General features: G+C 52.0%; 1 protein-coding gene. It reads right to left on the bottom strand.

Translation table 11 applies throughout. The annotated features are described in order from the left end of the window. Positions 1-223: GNAT family N-acetyltransferase (locus ACYP03_RS27255; RefSeq protein WP_459782839.1), on the bottom strand; the 223-nt coding region annotated here is incomplete at its 3' end. Between the last annotated feature and the right edge of the window lie 27 nt (positions 224-250).

The raw sequence follows: 250 nt of genomic DNA, 5'->3' as shown, positions 1-250 counted from the left end.
TGTAGAAGAATCTCGTTGCATCGAACTGGCCGGATGCACTCAGGGCAAAATCAGGGATTCGTCCGGCCTCGGTATAACCCAGCTTACGATACAGGGATGAAGCCACATCGCCTTCACGTGTATCCAGTACAATCAGGTTGCGCTTCAACTGCCGACAGCATGTTTCAGCCTTTAGCATCAATGCTTTGCCTACCCCTTTGCCACGGGCAGCCGTATTGACCATCAACTTTTCCACTTCTGCCCTGTGGCA

The sequence above is a fragment of the Photobacterium sp. R1 genome (assembly GCF_054600795.1).
The sequence above is the reverse complement of the archived record's forward strand: the minus strand, read 5'-3'. Positions and strand labels throughout refer to the sequence as shown.